The organism is Mesorhizobium sp. M1163 (genome assembly GCF_040318415.1).
Lineage (GTDB): Bacteria > Pseudomonadota > Alphaproteobacteria > Rhizobiales > Rhizobiaceae > Mesorhizobium.
This window is the reverse complement of record NZ_JAMYMF010000045.1, coordinates 1-19,459: the sequence shown is the minus strand read 5'-3', so window position 1 is coordinate 19,459 and position 19,459 is coordinate 1. Positions and strand designations below refer to the sequence as shown.

Here is a 19,459-nt window from a genome sequence, read left to right as displayed (position 1 = left end):
ATTCCGGCCTGTTCCGTCGCGGAAATTGCGGCGGAAGGGTTGTCCGCAGATGAGGACAGAGAGAGTGGCAGGATAAAGGGCCGCGAGGTGCGGCTCGGTTCGGCCGATTGTTTTCCTTACAATTTTCGACTCATTTCGCGATGTGCTGCCACAATCAGCGATGTGCGCTATTCCCATTTTTTCAGTCTTTCAATGGAAACCGCACCTCGTGGCCGCCTAGCATGAAGCGTGACGATAGCTTTCGCGTCCGCCCCGGTCGTATCCGCTCCCGCGCCGGCGAGCGCGCACGACCCTTCATCTTCCAGGCTCTTGCGGCCACACAGCGCGCCGGCGGTCACCTTACACGCGAGGGTCGGATCACCTCCCCGCGAGCTTCAACGTTTGGCCGCGGCAGATCAGCGAGCATCCGCGCCAGTCGCCTCATCTCTGACCGCTCACGCGGCGCCGTCGTCAAGACCCGTGTGGTGCGGCAGTTCAGAGGGTCTGCGCCACTCGCCACCCATCTCAAATATCTTCGCCGCGAAGGTGTTACACGGGATGGTGAGAAGGCGAGGATGTTCGGCCCTGACACCAAAGAGGCAGATCATGACGCCTTCTGCGATCGCTGCAAGGATGATCGGCATCACTTCCGTTTCATCGTTTCACCGGACGACGCAATGGAGCTCGGCGAGCTCAAGAACTTCACTCGTGACCTGATGGTCGACATCGAGCGCGACCTCGGCACGAGGCTTGACTGGGTAGCCGTCGATCACTGGAACACCAAACATCCGCACGTTCACATCCTCGTTCGCGGCGTTGCCGACGATGGCGAGAGTCTTGTCATCTCGCGCGACTACATCCGCCAGGGCATGCGCGATCGGGCGAGCGACATTCTCACCCAGACGCTTGGGCTCCGCACCGACCTCGACATCCGCCAGGCCATCGAGCACCAAGTCGACACTGAGCGCTGGACGCAGCTCGATCGCCAGCTTGCTCGTGACGCCGACCGTCATGGTATCATTGATCTCGCGCCACACCCTGATCGCCATCCCGACCAGTTCCTGGGGCTCAAAGTCGGCCGGCTGCGGCAACTGGAACGCCTGGGTCTCGCGAACGAGATCCGTCCCGGCCAATGGATGGTGGTCGAAGAGGCCGAGGCCACTTTGCGCGCCCTCGGTGAACGCGGCGACATCATCAAGCGCATGCACCGCAGTCTCACCGTGCATGGGCTAGAAAAGGGGACAGCCGACTACGTGCTGGCCGCCGAAAAAATTGATGCGCCCGTGATCGGCCGACTGCTCGAACGCGGCCTTGATGACGAACGGCGCGGCGCGGCCTATGCCATCGTCGATGGCATCGATGGACGCACGCACCACATTCGCTTCCATGATCCTGATGCGGCAGGAGATTCCGACCCGGGCTCGGTCGTGGAGTTGTGTCGCGATGCGAGTGCAAATGGCGGTGGCCGGGTCACGCTCGCCGTCCGCTCCGACCTCTCAATCGAACAGCAGGTCCATGCTTCCGGCGCGACTTGGCTCGATCGCCAACTCGTTGCACGCGAGCCCGCCGAATTCGGTGACGGCGGCTTTGGCAAGGACGTAAGACAGGCACTGCAAGATCGGGTAGATCACCTTGTCAGCCGCGATCTGGCCAGGCGCGAGGGACAGCGCGTCATTCTTGCCCGCAATCTGATCGATACACTACACGATCATGAGGTAGAATCGCTTGGTGCCCGCATCGCCGCCGAGACGGGCCTGTCATTCACGAAGGCTGCCAACGGCAATCATGTGGCTGGGATTTACCGGCGGCGTTTCTTGCTGGCTTCAGGCCGGCTCGCGATGATCGATAATGGACTCGAATTCAAGCTGGTGCCCTGGTCGCCGTCGCTCGAAAAGCGATTGGGTAATCAAGTTACCGGGGTCGTGTGCTCAGATACGGGGGGCGTGGATTGGAGCCTGGGAAAGAAGCGCGGCATCGGCTTATGATGGTTACACGCGTATGCTCTATGCTGATGCTGGGAAGCCGGCACGGTCCGTCGCACATCCTCTGTTTGTACCTGCACGGTGAAGCGCCAAATGGGCTCGTAAAAAACAGGGACGTTGCGAATCCTCAATCAGTCCGCGGTCAGCACGACCTTGACACTCTGAGTGCGGTCGGCGGCAAGTCGGAACGCATCGGGGGCGGAGGAAAGCGTGCGCTCCGCCGTCACCAGCTTCAGGACGTCCACCTCCCGCGACACAATGAGGTCGACTGCGCGACCGAACTCGCTGCCGAAGCGGAAGGTGCCTTTGAGGTCGATCTCCTTGGCCATCACCGCATTGGCGGGCAGCGGGATCTGGCCACCGGGAAGATTGCCGACCTGGACCACCGTGCCGCCGCGCCGGACGCTGGCGATTGCCGCGGCAAGGCCTGCGGCAGTGCCTGAAATCTCGAACGCCACGTCAAGCGAACCGCCGGCGGCGAGCGCCTGGAGCTCGATGTCGCCGCTGGCAATGTCGATCGTCCTGTCGGCACCCAACCTGCCGGCGAAGGCGAGCGGCGCGGCGGCGATGTCGGCGACGGTCAGTTCAGCGCAGCCGGCAAGCCTGGCCGCGAGCATGGTCAAGAGACCGATGGGGCCGGCACCGAACAGGATGACGTTGCGGCCCTTGATGTCGCCCGCCCGCGCGACGGCGTGCAGGCTGACTGCCAACGGCTCGGCAAGCGCCGCCGCCTGGTAGGCCACATCAGATGGAACCTTGAAACATTGCGCGGGCTTGGCGTCGAACAGACTGGCGAAACCGCCCTGCATATGCGGCGTCTTCGATGCCGAGCCCATGAAATAGATGTTCTCGCAGAGATTGGCGCGGCCTTCCAGGCATCGCGCGCAATGCCCGCACCAGCGCGACGGATTGACCGCGACGTGGTCGCCGACGCCCAGGCCGGGTGCCGCGCCATTGATCTCGACGATTTCGCCTGAGATTTCGTGGCCGAGGACAAGCGGCGAGGTCACCACGAAATCGCCGGTACGGGCATGGCGGAAATAATGCAGGTCGGAGCCGCAGATGCCTCCCGCGCCGAAGCGCACCCGTACCATGCCTGGCGCCAGCGGTCCCAGCGGATGCTCCACGACGCGCAGGTCCTGCGGGCCGAACAGCGTTGCGGCAAGCACCACCTGACCGTTCACCGGATCAAGCCCATTTCGGTCGGCAGCCAGAGCGTGATGGCGGGTATGAAGGTGATCAGAAGCAGCGCCACGATAAGCGGCACCAGCCACGGCAGGATCGCCATGGTGGTGCGCTCGACAGAAAGCTTGGCGACGCGTGACAGCACGAACAGCACCATGCCGAGCGGCGGGTGCAAAAGCCCGATCATCAGGTTGAGCGTCATGATCAGCCCGAAATGCACCGGGTTGATGCCGTAGACGGCGGCAACCGGCAGCAGGATCGGCACCAGAATCGTGATCGCGGCGATCGTATCGAGGAAGCAGCCGACCACCAGCATCAGGATGTTGACCAGGATCAGGAACACCCACTTGTTTTCGGTGAGCGCGAAAATGAAGTTCGAAAACAGCTGCGCTGCCTGGCTGACGGTGAGCAGCCAGGCGAAGATCGATGCGGCGGTGACGATGAAGAGCACCGAGGCGGTCGTTTCGATCGTGTCGAAGCTGGCCTTGGCAAGCAAACGCAGCGTCATCGTGCGGTAGCGCACCAGCCCGAGGAAAAGCGACCAGATGACAGCCGCCATCGCGGCTTCGGTTGGCGTGAACCAGCCCATCGTCATGCCGCCGATCAGGATGACCGGCGTCATCAGCGCCATGACCGCGGAGAAGTCGAAATACCAGTCCGCCGCGACCAGCACCAGCAGCGCGATGCCGACCGCGATATTGATCGACAGGCCAAGCTGCACAAGCACGTAACAGCCAATCGGAAAGGCAGCCACCACCAGCACCTCGCCTGCTGCTTCGGCGAGCCGCCGAAGCTCGAAAGGTGTGTCGGAACCCCAGCCGCGACTGTAGGCAAAGATGGCAACCGTAATCATCATCAGCACGGTCATGACCACGCCGGGCAGGATGCCGGCCATGAACAGCGCACCGATCGAGACATTGGCCATCATGCCGTAGATGACGAAGGGCAGCGAGGGCGGAAAGATCGGCCCGAGCGTGGCGGAAGCGGCGGTGACGCCGACCGCGGCGTCGATAGGATAGCCGTGGTCCTTCATCGCCTTGATCTCGATCGTGCCAATGCCGGCGGCGTCGGCGAGCGCGGTGCCCGACATGCCGGAAAAGATCACCGATCCGATGATGTTGACCTGCGCCAGGCCGCCCTTCATCCAGCCGACCAGGGCAAGGGCAAAGGAATAGATGCGCCCGGTGACGCCGGCGATGTTCATGAGGTTGCCGGCCAGGATGAAGAAGGGAACGGCGAGCAGTGGAAAGCTCTCGACCCCGGCGATCATGCGCTGGGCCGCAATGATATCGGGCGCCACGCCGTAGATGACGAGGTAAAGGATCGAGGCGGCCGCCATCGAAACGGCGACCGGCACGCCGATGAGCATCAGGACAAGAAAGCCCCCTACCAGAAGCAGCATCGCTCAGACCCCCGCCGTCTCGAACGCCCCGGGACGCTCGAGCACCGAATAGCCGCGCCTGTAATTGCCGATGAAGACCTGGATCGAGCGCAGAAGCATCAGCACGAAGCCAGCCAAGACGGCGTAGAAGAACCAGCGCCGCGGCAGGTTGACTGTGACCATGCGCTCATGCGCCACGATCGTGACGTAGCGCCACATCAGCCATGTTCCGTAGGCGAAGAATGCGATGCGGATAATATCGACGGCGAGCGCCAGCCAACGGCCAACGCGCTCCGGCAGATAGTGGTAAAGCACATCGACATGGATATGGCGCGAAAGGCGCACGCACATGGCGGCGCCGAGAAAAACGACGACGACGAGCGCGTTGATGGCGATCTCCTCGGTCCAGGCAAGGCTGTTGTTCAGCGCATAGCGGGTGAAGAACTGCAGGAAGACACACACGACCATGCCCCAGAACACGGCAAGCGTGATCCAGTCCTCGATACCGTGGTCCGACAGGTCGACGTGTACCGGCACCTCCTCGAAGGCGTGGGCGATCTCTTCGACGGTGATCTCGGTGTGGTGTTCCTCGGCCATTGGCGCGGGCTCCCGAAGCTGGTGGTCGTCAAGGATTGGAAAGGCCGTCCGGCACAATTTCAAGCCGGACGGATGGGCAGGTTAAAGCGGCGAATCCGATTGCCGCCCTATCCTCTTGATTGAGCATCCGATTTCCCGATGCCCTATTTGATGGCGCGGATCGCTTCCCAATCGGCCTTGTTGTAGCCGAATTCCTCGAAGGTGACCTTCTCCAGCACATTCTTCTCGAAGTCGGCACGGTCGACATCGGTTACGCTGATGCCGCGGTCCTTGAATACCTGCACCAGTTCCTTTTCGCGGGCGACGATCTTCGCCGTGGCGCGGGCGGCAGCCTCCTGCATCACCTCGGTGAAGATCTTCTTGTCCTCGTCGGAAAGCGAGGCCCAGCGCGACGCCGATATGATGGTGTTGAGATGATCGACGATATGGCCGGTGAGCACGATGTTCTTCTGCACCTCGTAAAATTTCTTCGCCTCGATGGTGGTCAGCGGGTTCTCCTGGGCCTCGACCGTGCCGTTCTGCAGGGCGAGATAGACCTCGGCGAAGGCAATCGGCGCGGTGTTGGCGCCGCAGGCACGCGGCATGGCTAGATAGGCGGGCACGTCGGGGACGCGCATCTTCAAGCCCTGCATGTCGGAGCACTTGGCGATCGGCCGGTTCGAGGTGGTCTGCCGCGTTCCATAATAGGTGGTGGCGGCGATGTGATTGCCGGTCTTGTCCTCGTAGCCCTTGGTCAGGGCCTTGTAGACGTCGCTCTTGGTGTATTTCAGCAGATGGTCGGCATCGCGGAAAGTGTATGGGAAATAGGTGACGCCGATCGGTGGATATTCGCGCGCTGCGAAGCTCGATCCGGAAATGATGATATCGACGGTGCCGAGCATCAGGCCCTGGTTGATGTCTGCTTCCTTGCCAAGCTGCGAGGCCGGATAGACGTCGATGGCATAGCGGCCCTGGGTGCGCTTCTTGATCTCGTCGGCCGCCCACACGGATTCGGTGTGGAAGGGCTCCGTCGTCTCGTAGACATGTGCCCATTTCAGGACCGTTTCCGCCGAGGCCGACGCCATGGGTATGGCAATTGCGGCGATCGCACCGAGCAGAACTGCGTATTTTCTCAGCATCTAATTCCTCCCTGGTTGGATTTGACGGCCGGATCTCCCCCCGGCCAACTGCTATTCCGCAACCTCCTTGGCTGCGGCTCTCTCATCGAAATTGCGTGAGAATCTGATTTGCGACTGGCGCAGATGCTGCTGCATGGCGGCCTTGGCCCGCTCGGGGTCGCGCGCGGCAATCGCATCGCGCACGGCACGATGCTCCTTTGCCGCTATCTGCCAGGAATCGTTGGTCTCGAAATAGATCGACAGGCGTTCGAAGTACGGGTTCATGCGCTGGTCGAAGAGCTCGCCGATGAAGCGCACCAGCACCGCGTTCTCGAGAATGCCGGCGACTGCAGTATGGAATTCCCGGTCGAGCGTAATGGTCATCTTGTTGGGGTGACGCATGGCCTCCATCCGGCGCAGCACGTCGTCGAGCCGTTCGATATCTGCAGGCGGGACGTGGAGAGCAGCTTCGGCGGCGATCGCGCCTTCGACGAATTCGCGCGCGCGCAACAGCTCGAACGGGCCTTCCTCGATTTCGGGTTCGGAGGCGGCGGCGCTCGGCGGATCGGTGACGTAGATGCCCGAGCCGACGCGGATGCGTATGCGGCCTTCGACCTCCAGCGCTATCAGCGCTTCACGGACCGTCGGGCGGGAAATTCCGAGCTGGTCGGCCAGATCCCGCTCGGTCGGCAGACGGTCGCCGACGGAAAACTCGCCGGCATCGATCAGTTGCCTGAGCTGATCGGCGACCTGTCGGTATAGCCGGCGTGGTTCAACGGCCTGGATCGGCATGCGTGTTTAGTTCCCTCCCCGGCTCGCCCCTGGTACATTGGTCTGACCCATTGACCGCAAGCTTAGACAGACCATGCAGAGAGTCAAGCTCGACAGAACCGCGGCCCGCGCACCGGAAGGCGGCGGCATTCGGCAGGCATTCCATGCGTCAGCGCCGTCCTCCGCGAATGACCAGGACGTTCCCGGCGGCGACGAGGACGAGCCCGATGATCGCGTAAGCGGTCCAGGCATAGCCTTCCAGCGCCGTGGAGATCAAAAGCGCAAAGACGGGAAATATGACGGTCGCATAGCCGGCGCGGGCGCCGCCAATGCGTCCGAGCAGCGTCAGGTAGGCGGCGAAAGCCATGACCGTCGATATGACGGCGAGGAAGACCAGCGAGCCGATATAAGAGGCGGTCGTCGCGAACACGAACGGCTCACCGAGCAGGAAGGCCAGGAACGCCGACCACAGAGTGCCGTAGAGCATGCCCCAGGCGCTGGTTGAAACGAGCGGCAGGCCGCGGCGCTGGTTTGCGACGGAGACGAGATTACCGGCGCAGAAGCTCAGCGTGCCACAGAGGCACAGCAGAAGGCCCACCAACGTCCTGCCTGAAAGCCCGTTCGCGGCAATTTCGGGAAAGAACATCAGCGCTATGCCGGCGAAGCCAATAACGCCGCCGGCGAGAATGCGCGGCGCCGGGCGCTCGCCGATGACCAAGGCACCGAGCAGCATGTTGATGACCGAGGCGAGCGAGAAGACGACCGAGAGCAATCCGCTGACGAGATAGCCGGCGGCGTAATAGAAAAACAGGAAGTTCGATGAGAAGATGAGGATGCCGAGCACAGCAAAGCGCAGATGATCGGTGATCGGAAAGCGGAGCCGCCCGCCGGAAAAACCGGCCCAGGCAAACATCAGCAGCGTGGCGATGGCGAAGCGCCAGACCAGATTGACCTCGTTCGATACGCCGCTGCCGACCTGAAGTTCGATCGCGAACCACGATGCGCTCCAGGCGATGACCGTCAGCGCGTAAAGCCCGTAGTCGACGGGTTCGAAGGGGCGGTCGCGCGTCGTCGTGCGCTTTTCCGCGGTAGCCGGCTCCGGGGCGCCGTTTGGTTCTCTTGTTACCGACATGCTGGCCAAGACTCTTCCGCTCATAAGGCGCTTATAGACCAACCGTCCGCCTTCGCCGCTTCTGACCCCAGACGACGAGACCGAGCAACAGCAGTGCCGGGATGGCGAACCAATAGCGCGACGGCCGTTCCGCAGGGACTAGCACCTGATTGATTTCGTCGCCCGGCTGCAGGCCGAATTTGGCCGCCTGGCTGCCCAGTCGCACCACGCCGACCGTCACGTTATCGCCAAGCGCACTGACGTCCAAGCCCGCGGCCTTCAGGCGTTCGGCCGATGAATTTCCAGGCCCGAGTTGTAGTCGCACCAGCTTCGATATCTCATCGCCGTTGAGGTTCAGTGTCGTCAGGCGCAAGCGAACTGCGCCCCCCTCGGCTGTCTCGTCGACGATACGGCCGAGTTCGGAGGCAGGCACTGCCCGATAGGGTTCGCTCACCTGATCGAGCAAGAGTCCCGGCCTGAACAAGATGAAACAGGCCAGCAGCAACGCAATCGTCTCGTACCAGCGGTTGCGCACGAGCATCCAATTCTGCGTCGCTGCTACAAACGAGACCATGGCCAGCGTCGACGTCACCACCATCGCGACGAGGTCGAACGGACCTTCGAGATCGATCATCAGCAGTCCGGTGTTGAAGATGAAGATGAACGGCAGCAGGCCGGTACGGATCTCGTATTTGAAACCCTGAATCCCGGTCTTCACCGGATCGGCGCCGGAAATTGCCGCAGCAGCATAAGCCGCCAGCCCCACTGGCGGCGTCACGTCTGCCATCAGCCCGAAATAGAAAACGAACATATGGACGGCGACCAGCGGCACGGCAAGATCGTTCTGCGCCGCCAAATCGACGATGACCGGCGCCATCAAGGTGGCGACGACGACATAGCTTGCAGTGGTCGGCATGCCCATGCCGAGAATGATGCAGATCACCGCGGTGAACAAGAGCATGACGATGAAGCTGCCGCCCGAGATGAATTCGACCAGCTCGGTCATCACCAGCCCGATGCCCGTGAGCAGAACCGTGCCGACGATGATGCCGGCCGTCGCAGTGGCAATGCCGACCGTCGTCATGTTCCGTGCAGCGGCGGACAGGCCACCGACCAGATCGTCGAAACCGCGAAGCCAATGCCGTGCCAGCGCACGGTCCTTGCGGAAAAAGGCGGTGAGCGGCCGTTGCGTCACGATCAGCGCCATCAGGGCGACAGCGCCCCAGAATGCCGACAGGCCGGGCGACAGCTCCTCCACCATCAGGCACCAGATCAGCAGGATCACCGGCAGCAGAAAATGCAGGCCGGTGCGCGCCGTCTCGCCGAAATGCGGAATCCTTACGATCTCGCCCTCCAGATCCTCCAGCGGCAGGTCGGGATAGCGCGCACGGTAGGCGACAAGGCCGATGTAGACGGCGATCAGCGCGGCACTGATCATCCAGGTCGCGGCCGCGCCGAAAACGATCTTCGTCCAGCCAATGCCGTAATAGACAAGCCCTGCGAGGACGATGAAGCCGCATATGCCCATCAGCCCACGCAGCGCACCCTGAAATGCGGAGTGCGCGCTGCGTGACGGCAGGCCCTTCATCCCCGTCTTCATCGCCTCGATATCGACGATGTAGAACAACGAGCCGTAGGTCAGCAGCGCTGGGTAGAAGGCATGCTTGACCACCTCGGCATAGGAGATGCCGACATATTCCGCGATCAGGAACGCGGCGGCGCCCATCACCGGAGGCATCAGCTGACCATTGACGCCGGCCGCGCATTCGATGGCGCCCGCCTTCACCGCAGAATATCCGACCCGGCGCATCAGCGGGATGGTGAAGGTTCCGGTGGTCACGACATTGGCGATCGACGACCCAGAAATCATGCCGGTCAGGCCGGAAGCCACGACACCGGCCTTGGCCGGACCGCCGCGGTATTTGCCGAGCAGCGAGAAGGCAAGCTGGATGAAAAAGCCGCCGGCGCCGGCGCGCTCCAGCAATGTTCCGAACAGAACGAACATGAAGACGACATTGGTGGACACACCGAGGGCAACACCGAAGACCCCCTCCGACGTCAGCCACATCTGCGAGGCTGCGCGCGATAACGTCGCGCCCTTGTGGCCGAGCAGGCCAGGTAGGTGAGGCCCGGCGAAGATATAGATCAGCATGATCGCCGCGATGAGGGTGATAGCAGGCCCGACGGCGCGACGCGCGGCCTCGAGCAGGATGAGGACGCCGGCGATCGAGACGACCAGGTCAGCCGTAGTCGGAAGACCCGGCCGATGGGCGATATCGCTGTAAAAGACCAACAGATAGAGGGCGGACGCCGCCCCGGCGATGCCTAGCACCCAGTCGGGCAGCGGCACCCGGCTGCGCGACGAGGTCTTGAAGGCCGGAAACGTCAGCATCGCCAGAAACAGGGCGAAGGCCAGATGGATGGAGCGGGCGATGCCGTCGCTGACGACACCAAAATTGAGCATGAACGGAAGGGGCGAGGCATACCAGAGCTGGAACAGCGACCATGCCAGCGATACGCCGAGGATCAGCTTCGCGGTGCGGCCGGTCGGCTTGCGCCCACCGGTGTCGGCTTCGGCGACGATCTCGCTGAGCTTGTCAATGTCGATAGCGGGTTGGTCAGGCGCTGCCGCCCGCTGGCTTTGATCTGTCATCGTTCCCCACAATTATTTGCGATGCGGGGCGCCCGTGGGCGCCCCGCATCGGAGGCCTCAGAGCCAGCCCTTTTCCTTGTAGTAGCGCTCCGCGCCCGGATGTACCGGCGCCGACAGACCGGTCTCGATCATCTCCTTGGGATCGAGATTGGCGAAGGCCGGATGCAGCTTCTTGAAATCGTCGAAATTTTCGAAGACCGACTTCACCAGTTCGTAGACCACCTCATCGGGCGTGCTGGCGTTCGCCACGACGGTGGCGCGGACGCCGAATGTCTTCACGTCGTCCGGATTGTTGGCGTACATTCCGCCCTTGATGGTGGCGACCGAAAAGTAGGGATGGGCTGCTAACAGCGCGTCCACTGCCGGACCGGTCAGCGGGATGAGTTTGGCGCCACAGGCCGTGGTCGGATCCTGGATCGCGGCGGAAGGATGACCGACGCCGTAGAAGAAACCGTCGATCTTGTTGTCGCACAGCGCGCTGCCCTGCTCGTCCGCCTTCAGCTCAGCGGCAAGCGAGAAATCGTCTAGCGTCCAGCCAATCTGCTTGAGCAATTCCTCCATCGACGAGCGGGTGCCTGATCCGGGATTGCCGACGTTGAAGCGTTTGCCTTTGAAGTCCTCGAATTTGGTGACACCGGCGTCCGGCCGCGCCAGCACGGTAAACGGCTCGGGATGGACGGAGAACACGGCCCGCAGATCCTTGAACGGCTTGCCGTCGAAATTTCCAGTCCCCTCATAGGCCTGGTACTGGACGTCCGATTGAGTCAAGCCGAAATCGAGGTCGCCGGTCTGGATGGAGTTGACGTTGAAGACGGAACCGCCGGTCGACTCGGTCGAGCATCGGATGCCGGTTTTCTGCCGGTCCTTGTTCATCAGTCGGCAAATGGCGCCGCCCACAGCGTAGTAGACGCCGGTGACCCCGCCGGTGCCGACCGTGACGAAGCGCTGCTCGGCTCCGACGGATGGCAGCGCCAGCAGCATGCAGGCCGCCGCGCCGATCAGGGTTTTCATCGAACTATACATGGTTGCTACCTCTCTGGTGGTTGTCCCGGCCCGTCGCCGATGACGCGTTGGAATTGGGTTGAGGCGATCCGCGTCGTGCGGGTCAGGCCGCTGAAGCGATCGCAGCGTCGATCGCCTCACCGAGCCGTTCGACGATCCGATCGATATCCTGTTTGGAGATGATGAAAGGCGGCGCCACAAGCACATGAACGCCGCGCACACCGTCAATCGTCCCGGCCATCGGGTAAATCATCAGGCCGCGGGCCATTGCTTCGCGCTTGATGCGGGCGTTGAGTTCAAGCCTCTGGTCGAACGGCTCCTTGGTGGCGCGATCAACCACCAGCTCGATTCCCCTAAACAGACCCCGCCCGCGAATGTTGCCGACGTGATGGTGGTTATCGAAGCGTTGGTGCAGGCGTTCGTCCAACTGCGCGCCCATTGCGCTGACGTTGTCGAGCAGACGGTCACGTCGGATGACCTCCTGCACGGCAAGGCCGGCCGCGGCCGCCATTGGATGCCCCATATAGGTATGCCCATGCTGGAAGAAGCCCGAGCCTTGGGCAAAGGCGTCGAAGATATGCCTGCCAAGCAGCACCGCGCCAATCGGCTGGTAGCCGCCGCCGAGCCCCTTGGCGACGGTCAGCAGGTCGGGAGTGATGCCGTCCTGTTCGCACGCATGCAGCGTGCCGGTACGGCCCATGCCGCACATCACTTCGTCGAGGATGAGCAGCACGCCGTAGCGGTCGCAGATCGCGCGAATGTGCTTGAAATAATCGGCAACCGGCGGCACGGCGCCGAGTGTGGCACCCACCACCGGCTCGGCGACAAAGGCGATGACCTCGTCCGGGCCGAGTTCGAGGATCTTGTCTTCGAGCTGCTGGGCGGCGCGCGCCGCATAGGCTTCGTCGCTTTCGCCATGCTTTTGATAGCGATAGGCGTAACAGGGGTCGATGTGATGGGTCTCGATCAGCAACGGCCTGAATTGGGCGCGCCGCCATTCATTGCCGCCGGTGGCGAGAGCACCGAGCGTATTGCCGTGATAACTCTGCCGGCGTGCGATGAGATGGCGCCGTTGCGGTTCGCCTTTCTCGACAAAATATTGCCTGGCCATCTTGAGCGCGGCCTCGACCGCCTCCGAGCCGCCGCTGACCAGATAGACATGGTCCAACCCTTCCGGCGCGTCCTCGACCAGCCGATCTGCCAAGCGCTCCGCCACCTCGGTGGTGAAGAAGCTGGTGTGAGCGTAGGCGATGCGGTCAAGCTGGGTGTGCAGTGCAGCGATCACGTCGGGATGACCGTGGCCGAGACAGGACACGGCGGCGCCGCCCGACGCGTCGATATAGGACTTGCCCTCGGCATCGAACAGTTCGATGCCTTGGCCGCGAATGGCGATCGGCAGCGTCGAGTGGATGGTTCGATGAAGAATGTGTGTCATCGACGGTCCCTCATGGGCATTTTCTTCGGCGGACGTTGGTTGAGATGGGTCTTGAGGGCGGCGCCCTGCTCATCGAAACGTCGCAGCGACTCAACAGCGCCCTCGCCTGCCTGCCCTGCGACAAGAGCACCGAGGACCTCCGCAACGATGAAAGCTGGCGTCATGGTGTGGAAAAAGGACGGGCTGCCCGTCGGCACGATGACCAGGTGATCGGCAAGCAGCGCCAAGGGCGCTACCCCGCTGTCGGTGATCGCAATGACCGGTACGCCGCGGCCGGCAGCATACTCGACAAGCTCGATGGTGAAGCGCGTGTAGGGCAGGACGCTGGCGGCGACAAGCACGTCGTCCTTGGTCGCGTGGGCCAGAGCGTCGCCGTCGGTTCCGCCGATGCCGTGCAGCAGCACCGACTTCTCGCCGATCAGCGACAGGATGTAATGCAGATGCCAGGCCACTGCGTGGCTCGAGCGCAGGCCGAGGCAATAGACACGCCTTGCCGAACTCAGCGCCCTGGCCGTGCCGACCAGACGGTCGATCGACCTGCTTTCGGCAAGATGGGCAAGCTGGCTGGAAATCGAATCCAGAATATCGGCCGCCAGCGCGTGGTCGCCCTTGAGCTTTTGGCTGGCCACCTGGAGGCCCGCCTTGCCGGCAAAACCGATTTCGCCGTCCCGGATCGCGGCGGCGTAGATATCGCGTACGGTCTCGTAGCCATCAAGGCCGAGATGCTGGGCCAGCCGCGTCATCGTGGCCGGCTGCACTCCCGCGTGCCGGGCCTGCTCCCGCATGGACAACAACGCGACATCATACGGCTTATCAAGGACATAGCGCGCGGCGGACCGAAGCTGCGCCGACATGCCGTCGAAGGCACTGACGATCTGTCCAGCAAGCTCTCCCTGATCCATGGATATTGCTAGCTCGCCAGACCAGCGATTGCAACGTCTGTTTCAGTGTGGTCAAAGATTGATTCATATGAATCTTGTCACTCACAGAGCGTCTCCATGAAGCCGGCCCATGGTCTCGATCGCGTCGCCATAGCTGTCGCGCCGAACGGGGGACGTCGCAGCAAGGCCGACCATCCGGCGATTCCGCTGACACCAGCCGAACTTGCGCGGACGGCCGCGGAATGCGCCGATGCCGGTGCGGCTATGATCCACGTCCATGTCCGCGACAGAAGCGGCAATCATCTGCTCGACGCCGACGCCTACCGCCAGGCGATCGCCGCCATCCGCGGTGCCGCCGGCGACCGCTTGGTAGTTCAGATCACTTCCGAAGCACTCGGTATCTATTCGCCGGCCCAGCAGATGGCCGTCGTACAAGATGTGAAGCCGCAAGCTGTCTCCCTGGCGCTTCGCGAAATCGTTCCTGATGCTGGATCGGAGCTCGCATTCGCGCGCTTCATGGCCTGGCTGCGCACCGAGGGAGTAGCGCCGCAGATCATCCTCTATTCGCCCGAGGAGGCCGTCAGGCTTTCGGACATGCAGCAGCGCGGACTGATCCCCTGGGCAAGCATACCGGTTCTCTACGTGCTGGGCCGCTACACGCCGGGACAGACGTCCGTTCCTGCCGATCTCCTGCCATTCCTCGCGGCGAACACGCCGCGCTTCGACCATTGGAGCGTCTGCGCCTTCGGCCGCAACGAAGCGGCGTGCGTGATCGCCGCCGCGTTGCTTGGCGGCCATATCCGGGTCGGCTTCGAAAACAATCTCTTCCTTCCGGACGGCAGAATAGCTTCGTCCAACGCCGAACCGGTAGCGACGGTCGCACGCATACTCGCCGACTGCGGCGTCAAGATCGCCTCGGCCGCCGAGTTGGCGGCTCAATGGAACGCGCCGTTTCGTTCCATATGACAAACCAAAGCCTATTTTCGGCGGCAAGCTCGCGTAAGGCATAGAGAGGCGGCTGCAATGTCATCGCCACGGAAGAACGACGTGTCCCCGCCCGCGGCGCGGCGATTGCAACAACAGTGCCGGTCGTTGTAACCATTCCGGCCGCTTGATTTTGGAGGAGACGCAGCATGGACCGATTCACCGGCGGTTGCCTGTGTGGCAACGTCCGAATTGTCGCGTCGGGGCGCCCATACCGGGTCGGCCTTTGTCACTGTCTCGACTGCCGCAAGCATCATGGCGCCCTTTTTCACGCTTCCGCGATATTTCCTGAGGATGCGGTGACGATCGACGGCGAAACACGCGACTATGCCGGGCGGTTTTTCTGTCCGCGCTGCGGCTCGTCGATTTTCGGACGCACCTCCGACGAAATCGAAGTGAACCTGGGATCCCTGGATGCGCCTGACCAACTGATGCCAACCTACGAAAGCTGGATCATCCGACGCGAGTCCTGGTTGCCGCCGTTTCCGCTCACGAGACGATACGAGCGCGATCGTGACGCCACGGGTCGCTTTGAGGAATAAGTCGCACGAACGGTGCGACGGCGCCGGCGCGTCACTCCGGAAGGCCGGCCTTGCGGAAGCCGCCAACGAAATGCTCAAGCGTCGCAGCGTCGCGGAGTGGCTCCGTTGTCGCCCAGTGGCGGATTGTGAAATGCGGGTTGCCGACGAGGAACAGTTCGACCTCCGCACGCGCCTCGTGGAGCCGGCCGAGTTGGGCAAGGCTTGCCGCCAGGAAACGGCGTGAGCTTGTACGATAAGTCTCGTCCCTGCGCAGTGTCTCGACAGCAGCCTCGTATTCGCGGGCCGCGTATTGCGCCTGCCCGAGCGTCAGATAATACCAACTTGCCGGAAACGGGTTCAGCCGGAAGGCCTTGCGGATGTGCTCAAGGCCCTCCTCGACCTGCCCCGCCAAGATCGCGATATCGGACAGTGCCGCCCAGGCATCGGCCTCGTTCGGGTCGAGCTCGATGGCCTTGGCGAATTCCGCATCCGCCTCGGCGAAGCTGCGCTCATAGGCAAGCAGGTAAGCCAAGACCCAGCGGCAGCCGGCATCGTTGGGATCGATCGCCACGGCTTTGCGCGCCAGCTCCAAAGCAACGCTACGGGACGTTTCGGTTGGTCCGCCGGAATGCACCCATCCCATCCAGTGGTTCATGGCAAGCCAGCGATAGGCCTCGGCATATTCCGGATCGAGCGAAACCGCGCGGGTGAGCATCAGATGCGCTTCCCGCGCCGTCTGCGGCGAATCATCCATCAGCTTGCGCGCGCGCACACACAGATCGTAGGCCTCGAGATTTTTGGGCCGATTGCGCGGCGGTGGTGCGCGTAGCCGGCCGAGCAGCGCCTCGACGATCTTGCCGGTGACCTCGTCCTGAACGGCAAAAATATCTTCCAGGCTGCGATCGAAGCGTTCCGCCCATAGATGATCGCCACTCGCCGCGTCGACCAGTTGTGCATTGATGCGCACCTGCCCGGCGGCGCGTCTTGCGCTTCCCTCCAGCAGGTAGCGCACGCCAAGTTCCCCAGCGATCCCGCGCACGTCCATCGCCTTTCCTTTGTAGGCAAAGGCCGAGTTGCGTGCGATGACGAACAGGCCGGAGATTCTCGACAGGTCCGTGATCAGGTCTTCGGTCAACCCATCGGCGAAGGATTCCTGCTCGGGATCGTTGCTGACATTAACGAAGGGCAGCACGGCTATCGATGGTTTGCCGGGCAGTGGCAAAGGTTTTCGCTTCGCGCCGCCGAGCTGTTCGACGGCGCCCGTGAAGCGGTAGCCGATGCGCGGAACCGTGACGATCCATTCACCGCCGTCGGCGGCCGGACCAAGCAGCTTCCGCAGCAGCGCTATCTGGACGGTAAGGTTGCCCTCCTCGACGGCGGTGCCCGGCCACGCCGCGTCCATCAACTCAGCCTTGCTCAGGATTTCGCCGGACCGTCCGACGAGCGCCGCAAGCAGCTTTAGCCCGCGGTAGCCAACGGCAACGGGGACACCGTTCCGGAGGAGCGTTCCCGCGCCCGGATCAAGCGCGAACGGTCCAAAGGCAAAGCGCGATCCCTGCATACGGCGCATCTATAGCCCGTTTGGAAGTTTTGAGAACTATTTGGGAGAGCTTAATTACGGCGCTGTTCGTATCCTGCAGAATTCCTCCTCTTTCAGGTCGAGGGTCCTCCCAAATCGTATTGGACCTCAAACCATATGGAGGTTTGCCATGATCGATATTCCTACCTTTGCCTCGGGCCAGCATAAGGCAGCTCGGCTGGCGGAAGTGTCGCGTCGGCACCACAGCCTGGCGACGCTGCAAAGCATTGTCGCGACCTGGCGCGAGCAGACACGCTTTCGCTGGGACCTCAAGCGATTGGCGGAGACCAATCCCCATCTGATCGACGATATCGGCCTGACGAAAAGGCAGGCCGAGGAAGAGATCGCCAAGCTGCCCTTCTGGCAACGATAAGGCGAGTTGCAAAGACACCGGATCACCAACGAGCAGTGGCAGGTGAAGACGAAGCCGCCGCCTCGAAACGATGATCACAGGCTAGTGGTCGCGGCGACAATCAACCCGCCCAAGACGGCAACATTGATGGTGAAGCCGGTACGAAGCACTTCGCGTTCATCGCCGCTGTAGCGCCAGAAGTTGAGCGCCATGAAAGACGCCGCAATGGTGAACACGGCCAAGGCCGCGGCGGGAAAGGGTCCACCAAGGCCCGTTGCGAGGCAAAAGCCGCCGCCGATCTCAAGCACCGATCCGGCCGCGAGAAGAGGCTTGGGAGCAGGAAAGCCCCGTTCGGCCAGGGACGCTGCAATCGCCCGGAATCTGAGGAAATGCTCGGCGCCTGCCCAGATAAAGACGCCGCCGAGCAAAACCAGTCCGAGGTGGTGGAGGACCGCGATCATTCCTTGCTGCCGTCTTCGGTGTAAACCGCAAGCTCGTAACCATCCGGGTCAGCGAAATGGAAGCGCCGGCCGCCGGGGAAGCCATAGATCGGCCTGACGATCTTGCCTCCCGCTTGCTCGACACGCTTGACCGTTGCCGGCAGATCATCGGCATAGAGAATGACGAGCGGGCCTCCTCCCGATCTCGCTGGGCCAGCGGCGAAGCCACCTGACAAGCGCCCGTCGTTGAACTCGCAATATTGCGGGCCGTAGTCGGTGAAGGTCCAGCCGAATGCCTTTCCGTAGAAGTCGCGTGACCGCTGAATGTCTTTCACGTTGAATTCGACGTAGTCGATCCGTTGGTCGTTGTTGTTGCTCATGACGCATACCTCTCGTGTGATGTACGACGCCGAAAGATAAGCACGCATCTCGCTTGCCGGATTGAACAAAACGGCCATCGACGTATGAGCAGCAAACGGCGCTGCCGATGGCGATGCACGTGACATCACCCCTCATCTGCCCTCTTCGTTCCGGCCGGATGAAAACAACCGATTCTTGCAACCGTTCTCGATTGGCAGACGTTGTCGGTCGTGCAGATTGTTGTCTCGAGCGACGGCCGGGCGCAGCCGCTGCGCCGTAGGTTCACCGCCGCTAATCCGAAGGGGAGCGAGATGAGCGATCCCGTCCCAGCGCAGGCAACGGGCACATTTCAGCAACGTCCAGTGTCGGCGCGGCTTCGCGCGACCTTCGCTTCGGTGTGGGTGCATCGAATGGACCCGGCGGGCTCACCGCCAATCGCCGTCATGCCCGACGCAACGATCGATCTGCAATGGATCGGAGGCAGCTTCCGAATTGCCGGACCTGACAAGGAGCCGCAGACCGAGGTTCTAGCGGCGGACGAGGTCGTGATCGGCTTGCGCTTCCATCCTGCCGCGGCGGCGGCATGGCTCGGCGTGCCGCAAATCGAGCTGGTCGGTCAGCGGCTGTCGCTCGACGTTTTGTGGGGAGCGCGAGCCCGGCGCCTCGCCAGCCGCGTGCGCGCCAGCGACAATCTCGAAGATCTGGCCTGCTCGCTCCAACAGGTCGTCGCCGAGGAGATGGCCTCCGACGCCCCAGACGTTCCCATGCAGGCGGCATATCGCTTGATCGAGCGCGGTCCGCCACCCGACGCGCCTCTCGTCCCTTGGTTGATGCGCGCCCTCGAAATGAGCGAAAGGACGTTGCGCCGGCGCTTCAACGAGAGCTTCGGCTATGGCCCCAAGACGCTTGAACGTATCCTCCGCTACCAGCGCTTTCTGCGGCTTTCGAACCAATCGAACAGCGCTACGGCCATCCTGGCAGCCGAGGCGGGCTATTCCGACCAGGCGCATCTTGTTCGCGAGAGCCGACGCCTGACAGGAAGCACCCCGCGACAGATTCATCACCGATAGTGTCCTGAAGGTTCTGCAAAAAGTTTTGGAGAGAGAACGGCGCTTGCTCTGAAGGGCGAGCGGCCATGGCACGGTGGTG

18 protein-coding genes are annotated in these 19,459 nt (G+C 62.5%); 5 read left to right on the top strand and 13 right to left on the bottom strand.

Translation table 11 applies throughout. From position 1 onward, the window contains the following. The first annotated feature begins 221 nt into the window (after positions 1–221). Entirely contained in the window at positions 222–1,964 is a 1,743-nt protein-coding gene (locus NKH43_RS30795; RefSeq protein WP_352861353.1) for a relaxase/mobilization nuclease domain-containing protein, read from the top strand. Positions 1,965–2,092: 128 nt separating this feature from the next. Here NKH43_RS30795 and NKH43_RS30790 read toward each other — a convergent pair whose 3' ends face one another. From NKH43_RS30790 to NKH43_RS30745, 10 genes are all read right to left on the bottom strand, one after another. Continuing rightward, complete coding sequence (locus NKH43_RS30790; protein ID WP_352861351.1) at positions 2,093–3,145, bottom strand: L-idonate 5-dehydrogenase; 1,053 nt, start codon at positions 3,143–3,145, stop codon at positions 2,093–2,095. Continuing rightward, entirely contained in the window at positions 3,142–4,548 is a 1,407-nt protein-coding gene (locus NKH43_RS30785) for a TRAP transporter large permease (RefSeq protein ID WP_352483860.1), read from the bottom strand. Before NKH43_RS30785 ends, NKH43_RS30790 begins: the two co-directional genes overlap by 4 nt. Before the next feature lie 3 nt (positions 4,549–4,551). Next, positions 4,552–5,124, bottom strand: coding sequence for a TRAP transporter small permease (locus tag NKH43_RS30780; RefSeq protein ID WP_023717040.1), 573 nt, complete (start codon positions 5,122–5,124; stop codon positions 4,552–4,554). Between the two features lie 143 nt (positions 5,125–5,267). Beyond that, positions 5,268–6,242 carry a sialic acid TRAP transporter substrate-binding protein SiaP gene (locus NKH43_RS30775; RefSeq protein ID WP_023717039.1) on the bottom strand — a complete coding sequence of 325 codons (975 nt, stop codon included), beginning with the start codon at positions 6,240–6,242 and terminating at the stop codon, positions 5,268–5,270. A gap of 51 nt (positions 6,243–6,293) precedes the next feature. Continuing rightward, positions 6,294–7,013: a FadR/GntR family transcriptional regulator gene (locus NKH43_RS30770; protein ID WP_352861350.1), complete on the bottom strand. Its 720-nt coding sequence runs from the start codon at positions 7,011–7,013 to the stop codon at positions 6,294–6,296. Between the two features lie 148 nt (positions 7,014–7,161). Continuing rightward, the gene (locus tag NKH43_RS30765) at positions 7,162–8,124 is read right to left on the bottom strand and encodes a DMT family transporter (protein ID WP_352861349.1); all 963 of its coding nucleotides are present in this window, start codon (positions 8,122–8,124) and stop codon (positions 7,162–7,164) included. Between the two features lie 31 nt (positions 8,125–8,155). Continuing rightward, a complete protein-coding gene (locus NKH43_RS30760; RefSeq protein ID WP_352861347.1) occupies positions 8,156–10,756 on the bottom strand; it encodes a TRAP transporter permease in 2,601 nt (866 codons plus the stop codon). A gap of 57 nt (positions 10,757–10,813) precedes the next feature. Next, positions 10,814–11,767 carry a TAXI family TRAP transporter solute-binding subunit gene (locus NKH43_RS30755; protein WP_352547705.1) on the bottom strand — a complete coding sequence of 318 codons (954 nt, stop codon included), beginning with the start codon at positions 11,765–11,767 and terminating at the stop codon, positions 10,814–10,816. A gap of 94 nt (positions 11,768–11,861) precedes the next feature. Continuing rightward, positions 11,862–13,193: an aspartate aminotransferase family protein gene (locus tag NKH43_RS30750; RefSeq protein ID WP_352861345.1), complete on the bottom strand. Its 1,332-nt coding sequence runs from the start codon at positions 13,191–13,193 to the stop codon at positions 11,862–11,864. After that, positions 13,190–14,095: a MurR/RpiR family transcriptional regulator gene (locus tag NKH43_RS30745; RefSeq protein WP_352861343.1), complete on the bottom strand. Its 906-nt coding sequence runs from the start codon at positions 14,093–14,095 to the stop codon at positions 13,190–13,192. The genes NKH43_RS30750 and NKH43_RS30745 overlap by 4 nt, the downstream gene beginning before the upstream one ends. A gap of 96 nt (positions 14,096–14,191) precedes the next feature. On the opposite strand from NKH43_RS30745, the gene NKH43_RS30740 reads away from it, so the two are divergent. Then, positions 14,192–15,040 (top strand): beta-keto acid cleavage family enzyme, encoded by an 849-nt coding sequence (locus NKH43_RS30740; protein WP_023717033.1) that lies wholly within the window; start codon positions 14,192–14,194, stop codon positions 15,038–15,040. Positions 15,041–15,207: 167 nt separating this feature from the next. Further along, positions 15,208–15,600, top strand: coding sequence for a GFA family protein (locus tag NKH43_RS30735; RefSeq protein WP_352861341.1), 393 nt, complete (start codon positions 15,208–15,210; stop codon positions 15,598–15,600). Positions 15,601–15,631: 31 nt separating this feature from the next. On the opposite strand, the gene NKH43_RS30730 is transcribed toward NKH43_RS30735, so the two are convergent. Further along, a complete protein-coding gene (locus NKH43_RS30730; RefSeq protein ID WP_352861382.1) occupies positions 15,632–17,140 on the bottom strand; it encodes a winged helix-turn-helix domain-containing tetratricopeptide repeat protein in 1,509 nt (502 codons plus the stop codon). A gap of 148 nt (positions 17,141–17,288) precedes the next feature. On the opposite strand from NKH43_RS30730, the gene NKH43_RS30725 reads away from it, so the two are divergent. Next, entirely contained in the window at positions 17,289–17,531 is a 243-nt protein-coding gene (locus NKH43_RS30725; protein ID WP_352861340.1) for a DUF1127 domain-containing protein, read from the top strand. A 74-nt stretch (positions 17,532–17,605) separates the two neighbouring features. On the opposite strand, the gene NKH43_RS30720 is transcribed toward NKH43_RS30725, so the two are convergent. Together NKH43_RS30720 and NKH43_RS30715 are read right to left on the bottom strand one after the other, a co-directional pair. Further along, complete coding sequence (locus tag NKH43_RS30720; RefSeq protein ID WP_352814192.1) at positions 17,606–17,938, bottom strand: DoxX family protein; 333 nt, start codon at positions 17,936–17,938, stop codon at positions 17,606–17,608. 29 nt (positions 17,939–17,967) lie between these two features. Further along, positions 17,968–18,330, bottom strand: coding sequence for a VOC family protein (locus tag NKH43_RS30715; protein ID WP_352547628.1), 363 nt, complete (start codon positions 18,328–18,330; stop codon positions 17,968–17,970). Positions 18,331–18,621: 291 nt separating this feature from the next. Between NKH43_RS30715 and NKH43_RS30710 the strand changes: the two genes are divergently transcribed. Then, the gene (locus NKH43_RS30710) at positions 18,622–19,380 is read left to right on the top strand and encodes an AraC family transcriptional regulator (RefSeq protein WP_352861338.1); all 759 of its coding nucleotides are present in this window, start codon (positions 18,622–18,624) and stop codon (positions 19,378–19,380) included. Positions 19,381–19,459: the final 79 nt, after the last annotated feature.